The following is a 7,297-nucleotide window of genomic DNA, read 5'->3' as shown; positions in this document are numbered from 1 at the left end:
CGCATTAATTTAAATGGAATGAGCCCGGTAGAATACCGAGCTCATTATATTAAAAAGATTGCATAACTTCGTCCAACTTTTTGGGGTCAGTCCATAATTATGCTTTTCTATTCATTAGCGAACTAATTTCTTGTATTTTAATCGAGTTGGAGCAACATCTCCTAATCGTTTCTTACGGTTTTCTTCGTAGTCTGAGAACGACCCTTCAAAGAAGTAAACTTGCGAATCTCCTTCAAACGCTAAGATATGCGTACAGATACGGTCTAAGAACCAACGGTCGTGGGAAATCACTACTGCACATCCTGCAAAGTTTTCCAAACCTTCTTCTAAAGCACGTAGTGTATTTACGTCTAAGTCATTCGTAGGCTCATCCAGTAAAAGTACGTTACCCTCTTCTTTTAACGTCATTGCTAAGTGAAGGCGGTTTCTTTCTCCTCCTGATAATGTAGCCACTTTCTTGTTTTGATCAGATCCACCAAAGTTAAAACGACTTAAATAAGCACGTGAATTCACTTGGCGTCCTCCCATCATAATCAATTCTTGACCATCACAGAAGTTTTCCCAAATAGATTTCTCAGGATCAATATTACTATGAGATTGGTCAACGTAAGCAATCTTAACAGTTTCTCCAATATCAAATGTACCACCGTCTGGTGTTTGTTCTCCCATAATCATACGGAAGATAGTAGACTTACCAGCACCGTTAGGTCCAATAATACCAACAATACCCGCTTGAGGCAAAGTAAAGTTTAAATCATCATATAATAATTTATCACCAAATGCTTTAGCAACATTTTTCGCTTCAATTACATTCGTACCTAAACGTGGTCCATTAGGAATATAGATCTCTAATTTCTCTTCTAATTGTTTTTGGTCTTCATTTAATAATTTATCGTAATTCTGTAACCTTGCCTTTTGCTTAGTTTGACGTCCTTTAGCACCTTGACGTACCCAATCTAACTCACGCTCAAGGTTTTTACGACGTTTAGAAGCTACTTTTTCTTCTAAAGCTAAACGTTTAGACTTCTGATCTAACCAAGAAGAATAATTTCCTTTCCAAGGAATACCCTCACCTCTGTCTAATTCAAGAATCCATCCAGCCACATTATCTAAGAAATAACGGTCGTGGGTTACTGCAATTACAGTTCCTTTATACTGCTGTAAGTGTTGCTCTAACCAATGTACAGACTCCGCGTCTAAGTGGTTGGTAGGCTCATCTAACAATAATACGTCTGGGTTTTGTAATAACAAACGACATAAAGCCACACGTCTTTTTTCTCCACCAGACAACACGCTAACGGGTGTATCTCCTTCTGGCGTACGCAAAGCATCCATAGCAATAGCTAACTTTGTATCAAGTTCCCAAGCACCTGCTGCGTCAATCTTATCTTGTAACTCAGCTTGGCGATCCATCAGTTTTTGCATTTTATCTGCATCTTCATAAACTTCTGGCAAACCAAACATATCATTTATCTGATTAAATTCGTCAAGAATAGCAACTGTTTCAGCAGCACCCTCTCTAACGATTTCAATCACCGTTTTAGTTTCATCTAACTGTGGTTCTTGCTCTAAGTATCCAACAGTATATCCTGGAGCAAACACAACGTCTCCTTGATAGTTTTTATCTACCCCTGCTATAATCTTTAACAAAGAAGACTTACCTGAACCGTTTAAACCAAGAATACCAATTTTAGCTCCATAGAAAAAGCTCAAATAAATATCCTTAAGAACAGTTTTATTTGTCGATGAGTAAGTTTTACTCACTTTCGACATCGAAAAAATTACCTTTTTATCGTCTGACATAAAGTAAAATATATTGAATTTAATGATTACTAACCTACTACAAAGCCAAGTAGTCTTTTGTAGCAGACAAGCCAAAAATAAGATTTATTACTCAGATTAAAAAGCTGTTTTCTATTTTGAGGTTATAATTGTATTTGAGTGTGTCTTTTTAAGTAAGAAGGCGTTTTACTTAATCTTTCAACAGAAGATTACATTCTAAATAACACACGAGATAGTTTACCGAAATATTAACAAAAATATTTCCTAAATCTATTGTAGAATTGTGTTTTAAATGGTAATTTGTAGTCAAAATAAATAAGCTCACAGCTATGACAAATTATTCTCTATTTACAGAAAAGGATTTTTGTGAAAACAATCACGAAAACAACTATTATGATCCATCAATCGACGCATACGTTTGTCCGTCTTGCGAGGCTATTTCGCCTGCGAATGCTATATTTCACGCAGAGGACAAAACAGAAGATGAGTATGAACATCATATTGGAATCTAAAGCAATGCTTTATAGAGTCTTGTAAACGGCTTACTGTGAGACGAGTCGTTTACAAGATTTTTTTTTATTACTACTGCAACTACCTATAACCGCAAGAGTCTGCCTTTCTTATTCAGAATATAAACAATAGCGACTACTTTACATTATGGCATAAAAAAAGTCACCTGTTTCCAGATGACTCGTATTGTATTTAAACTCTACCTTTTAATGCGTTAAAAACCCAAGCAATAGCAAAGAAACCAATTCCAACTGCTGTGAAACCCCATCCTGCTATTTCAGAGTATTTAAATGCACCCAAACAGATTAATAGAACCCCCATTAAAATCATAATCAACGTCGCATATCCTAAAATTCTGTTTTTGTTTAATTTGTAAGCCATTATATGTATTTTTAATTAAAAATCTTAACCAACATCTCTTTCAACAAATCAGCGTGAGGCATTGCCTGCGCTCCTACTCCTTTACTTTTTAAATCGATGTCTTTTAAATGTGCAATAATTGCACTTACTTGTTTCATCTTATAAGTTCTAAAACCAATTTCATAGTCTTTTATCGCATATTGACTAACCTTTAATTGTTTCATCACATTGGTAGACGACTTGTCTTTTAACCCGTGATATAATAAAAGCTTAGAAAAATAAGAATACACAAGCCCCATTGTTAATACAATAGGATTGTTTTTTGTGTTCTGAGCAAAGTAATTAGCAATTTTATACGCTTTTAACTGATTGCGATCTACAATTGCTTTAATTAATTCAAAATTATTAAAATCTTTACTAATACCAATATTTCTTTCAACTACCTCTCCTGTAATTTGAGTTCCCTTTGGTAAAATAATAGTAAGTTTATTGATTTCATTTGCAATCTTAGACAGATCTGTTCCTAAGAACTCTACCAGCATAGCCAAAGCCTTAGGTTCAATATCATAGCCAATAGAAGTTAGGTGTTTTTTTAACCAAGCTTCAATCTGATATTCTCTTAATTTCTTGCTTTCAAAAATTACACCAGTTTTTTCAATAGCCTTATAAACCTTTTTACGCTTGTCTAATGTTTTGTATTTATAACAAAAAACTAATACTGTAGAAGGCTGAACTTGTCCGACATAACTTTCAAGTTGATCTATTGTTCTTGCCAGCTCTTGAGCTTCTTTAACAATAATAACCTGTTTTTCTGCCATCAAAGGAAAACGCTTTGCATTAGACACTATTTCCGGAATAGTTACATCTCTTCCGTATAACACCATTTGATTAAACCCTTTCTCTTCTTCAGTCAATACATTTTGTTCAATATATTCAGATATCTTATCTATGTAGTACGGTTCTTCACCCATTAAAAAGTATATTGGTGCAGTCTGCCCAGATTTTATACCCTTAATTATCTCTTTAACTTGATCCAAAATATTAGTTTTATTTAATTTCTCAATACGTGTAGAAAAAAATATCTTTGCATTATGCAAAGACTTAATTTTCTTTCGTTTGATTTCAGGTTCAAAAATAGTGAAAATAAGCTATCTATTTTTGATGTTATTCGTAAAAAGTTTATCCTTCTTACTCCTGAAGAATGGGTCCGACAGCACGTTGTTCACGATTTACTATATGTTAAAAAGTACCCTATTTCACTAATAAGTGTAGAAAAAGTAGTGCGAATTAACGGAATGACAAAGCGTTACGATGTGGTTGTATTTAAACCCAACGGTGAGATTGCAATCTTAATTGAGTGCAAAGCTCCACAAATAAATATTACGCAACAAACCTTTGACCAAATAGCTCGCTACAATTTTCAGTTGCGAGCAGACTTTTTATATGTAACAAATGGCCTTAATCACTATTATTGTAAAATGGATTATGAGCAAAGCAAATACATATTTTTAAAAAACTTACCCGATTATAAAAATGGGTTATAAGAACTGTATTATGAATAAAAAATTTGCGGTTGTTATCTTAAATTGGAATGGAGAAAAATTGTTAAAACAATTTCTACCATCCGTTATAGAAAATTCACAACAAGCTAATATATATGTTATAGACAATGCATCTACAGATAGTTCTATTGATGTATTAAAAAAGGAATTCCCAACAGTTAAGATTATTGTAAACCAAGGAAACTACGGTTTTGCGAAAGGATATAATGAAGGTTTAAAATCAATTAATGAACCTTATTTGGTTTTAGTTAATTCAGATATTGAAGTTACACCAAACTGGCTACCTCCCGTGCAAGAAATATTAGATAATCAGCCAGAAGTAGCTATTGTTCAACCAAAGATATTAGACTATAAAAGGAAAACACATTTTGAGTACGCAGGTGCAGCAGGTGGTTTTATAGACGCATATGGGTTTCCCTTTTGTAGAGGAAGGATATTTGATACAATAGAACAAGATAATGGTCAATACAATGACATAACTGACATCTTTTGGGCATCTGGTGCTTGTTTTTTCATTCGCAACGAAGTTTACCAACAATTAGGAGGATTTGATGAAGACTACTTTGCCCATCAAGAAGAAATAGACTTATGTTGGCGCGCACAAAATATCGGTTACCACATTAAATATTGTGGATTTTCCACAGTTTTCCACGTTGGAGGAGCAACACTACAATACCAAAGTCCAAAGAAAACATATTTAAATTTTCGAAATTCACTATTGACATTGTACAAGAACTTACCAAAAAAAGAAAAGTTTAATACAATCTTTTTGCGTTTATGTTTAGATGGTATTGCAGGAATAAGATATATGCTACTGTTTCAACCAAAGCACTGTTTTGCTATTGTACGCTCACATTTTGCTTTTTACAAGCGAATTTCAAGCTTCAAAAACAAAGTCAGTAAAACGCCAAAATGTGATTATTATAAAACAAAGTCCATAGTAAAATTGTATTATCTTCAAAATCAGAAAGAATATCTTAAAATATTCGAAACAAAATAATTATTCATTCGTTTCTTATTTTGCACGCATTTTGCTATATTTGACATAACAATTCAATCATTTTTTTAATTATGAGAAAAGTAGTTTTAGGATTATCAGTTTTAGCTTTAGTAATGACATCATGTGGTACTAAACAAAAAATTGCTGATTTAGAATTAAAAAATAAAGAAGTTCAAGATTTATTAAACACTTGTACTATTAAATTAAATTCTACATTAGCAGAAAAGAATGCATTAGCAAATCAAGTTGATCACTTGAAAAAGAACACAAATGATTTAATTAGCAATGTAGGTAACTTAACAATGTTATCTTCTAAAGGAGCTGAAAATCTTGAGAAATCTTTAGAAAGCTTAAAAGAGAAAGATTTAAAAATCTCTCGTTTACAAGATGCAATTACTAAGAAAGACTCTGTTACTTTAGCATTAGTAAGAAGCGTTAAGAAAGAAGTTGGTTTTGACGATCCAGATATTCAAGTAAACGTAGAAAAAGGAGTTGTTTACATTTCTATTGCTGATAAATTATTATTTAAAACAGCAGGATACGAAGTTAACGATAAAGCTAAAAAAGTATTAGCTAAAGTTGCTGCTATCGCGAAAAGCAAACCAGACTTCGAAGTTATGGTTGAAGGACACACTGATAATGTGCCAATCAAAAATGCTATGATGAGAGACAACTGGGACTTAAGTGTTAAACGTGCAGTTTCTATCGTTCAAGTATTACAAAGTGATTTTGGTTTAAACCCTAATCAATTAGTAGCTTCTGGACGTGGAGAGTATGTGCCATTAGTTGATAATGATAGCGCTGAGAACAAAGCGAGAAACAGAAGAACAAGAATCGTTCTTCTACCAAAAATCGATCAATTCTATGATATGATCGAAAAAGAAATGAAAGAACTTGCAAAAGGTAAATAATTTGAAAAGGCCACTCTTAATCGAGTGGCCTTTTTTTTATTTGATTTTTTCTTACTCTTAATCTTCCCTTCCTTCCCCCTATAATTTAGAAAGTATAAACAAATATTACTAAAAACCATCTTTTTAGACACTTTACAAGTTTTATATCTTTATTTACCTATAAAAACAGTCATATATGAATAAATTATCGTACTTTTAGTAATGATATTTAATTTAATTATGAACGACATAACAACAAACTTTATCAACTTTGACATCATTGGAGATATTCATGGTCATAGTAACGATTTAAAACAACTTTTATCAGCTTTAGGATACACCACATCTAATGGCTATTTTCAACATCCTGAAAGAAAAGTATTATTTATAGGAGATTATATTGACAGAGGAGTTAATGTAATTGAAGTACTCGATATAGTAAAAAAAATGGTAGATAACAATCAAGCAATTGCTCTAATGGGAAACCACGAGTACAATGCTATTTGTTATAATACTAAATCTTCTAAAGGAGAATACCTTCGACCACATAACAAGAAAAACTTTAATCAACACGCTGTTACAATGGCAGCTTTTATGCAAGATGCTGAATTGTATAAAATGTACATTGAATGGTTTAAAACTCTTCCTCTTTTCTTTGAAAATGACAGTTTTAGAGCAGTACATGCTTGTTGGGATGATAAGGGAATTGATGTGCTTAAAAAGAAGTTAGTCAATAATTGTTTAACAGATGAATTATTAGAAGAATCAAGTACTGTTGGTACTGAACTTCACTTAGCTGTTGAACACGCTTTAAAAGGAAAAGAAGCAACTCTACCTGAAGGATTGAGCTTTATTGACAATGATCGTATCTTAAGAACTGAATTCCGCATTAAATGGTGGGAAAACCCTCAAGAAATGACATATAACAATATGAGCATTCATCCAATTGATAATTTACCAAATACACCATTCCAATCAGAAGAAAAAAGCTACTATAAACAAGGTGAAAAACCAGTTTTCTTTGGTCATTATTGGATGCCTTATTCTGAAAATCAAAAACCTACAATATTAAAAGACAACGTTTGTTGCCTGGATTTTAGCATTGCTAAAGACGGGAAACTTATTAGTTACCGTTATTCAGGAGAAAACATTTTAGACTCAACTAAAATTGCTTTTATAAAATAGTAGTTCCC

Annotated in this window: 8 protein-coding genes; 5 read left to right on the top strand and 3 right to left on the bottom strand. The window is 32.6% G+C overall.

Features of this window, described 5'->3' with window-relative positions:
• Positions 1 to 114: 114 nt before the first annotated feature.
• The gene (gene ettA, locus BLT46_RS11825; RefSeq protein WP_090410323.1) at positions 115 to 1,803 is read right to left on the bottom strand and encodes an energy-dependent translational throttle protein EttA; all 1,689 of its coding nucleotides are present in this window, start codon (positions 1,801 to 1,803) and stop codon (positions 115 to 117) included.
• 308 nt (positions 1,804 to 2,111) lie between these two features.
• Between ettA and BLT46_RS11820 the strand changes: the two genes are divergently transcribed.
• Entirely contained in the window at positions 2,112 to 2,294 is a 183-nt protein-coding gene (locus tag BLT46_RS11820; RefSeq protein WP_090410322.1) for a hypothetical protein, read from the top strand.
• 190 nt (positions 2,295 to 2,484) lie between these two features.
• Here the strand turns inward: BLT46_RS11820 and BLT46_RS11815 are convergent, their stop codons facing one another.
• Positions 2,485 to 2,673, bottom strand: coding sequence for a CAL67264 family membrane protein (locus BLT46_RS11815; RefSeq protein ID WP_090410321.1), 189 nt, complete (start codon positions 2,671 to 2,673; stop codon positions 2,485 to 2,487).
• A gap of 11 nt (positions 2,674 to 2,684) precedes the next feature.
• Positions 2,685 to 3,689 carry a DNA polymerase III subunit delta gene (gene holA / locus BLT46_RS11810; protein WP_090410328.1) on the bottom strand — a complete coding sequence of 335 codons (1,005 nt, stop codon included), beginning with the start codon at positions 3,687 to 3,689 and terminating at the stop codon, positions 2,685 to 2,687.
• A 54-nt stretch (positions 3,690 to 3,743) separates the two neighbouring features.
• Between holA and BLT46_RS11805 the strand changes: the two genes are divergently transcribed.
• From BLT46_RS11805 to BLT46_RS11790, 4 genes are all read left to right on the top strand, one after another.
• The gene (locus tag BLT46_RS11805; protein WP_090410320.1) at positions 3,744 to 4,196 is read left to right on the top strand and encodes a type I restriction enzyme HsdR N-terminal domain-containing protein; all 453 of its coding nucleotides are present in this window, start codon (positions 3,744 to 3,746) and stop codon (positions 4,194 to 4,196) included.
• Between the two features lie 10 nt (positions 4,197 to 4,206).
• Positions 4,207 to 5,214 carry a glycosyltransferase family 2 protein gene (locus tag BLT46_RS11800; RefSeq protein ID WP_090410327.1) on the top strand — a complete coding sequence of 336 codons (1,008 nt, stop codon included), beginning with the start codon at positions 4,207 to 4,209 and terminating at the stop codon, positions 5,212 to 5,214.
• A gap of 71 nt (positions 5,215 to 5,285) precedes the next feature.
• The gene (locus BLT46_RS11795; RefSeq protein WP_090410319.1) at positions 5,286 to 6,125 is read left to right on the top strand and encodes an OmpA/MotB family protein; all 840 of its coding nucleotides are present in this window, start codon (positions 5,286 to 5,288) and stop codon (positions 6,123 to 6,125) included.
• Between the two features lie 219 nt (positions 6,126 to 6,344).
• A complete protein-coding gene (locus tag BLT46_RS11790; protein WP_090410318.1) occupies positions 6,345 to 7,289 on the top strand; it encodes a metallophosphoesterase in 945 nt (314 codons plus the stop codon).
• Positions 7,290 to 7,297 lie beyond the last annotated feature (8 nt).

The organism is Myroides phaeus, assembly GCF_900099675.1.
Taxonomy (GTDB): Bacteria; Bacteroidota; Bacteroidia; order Flavobacteriales; family Flavobacteriaceae; genus Flavobacterium; species Flavobacterium phaeum.
Note: the sequence above shows the minus strand (reverse complement) of the source record. Positions and strands in the feature narration are given on the sequence as shown.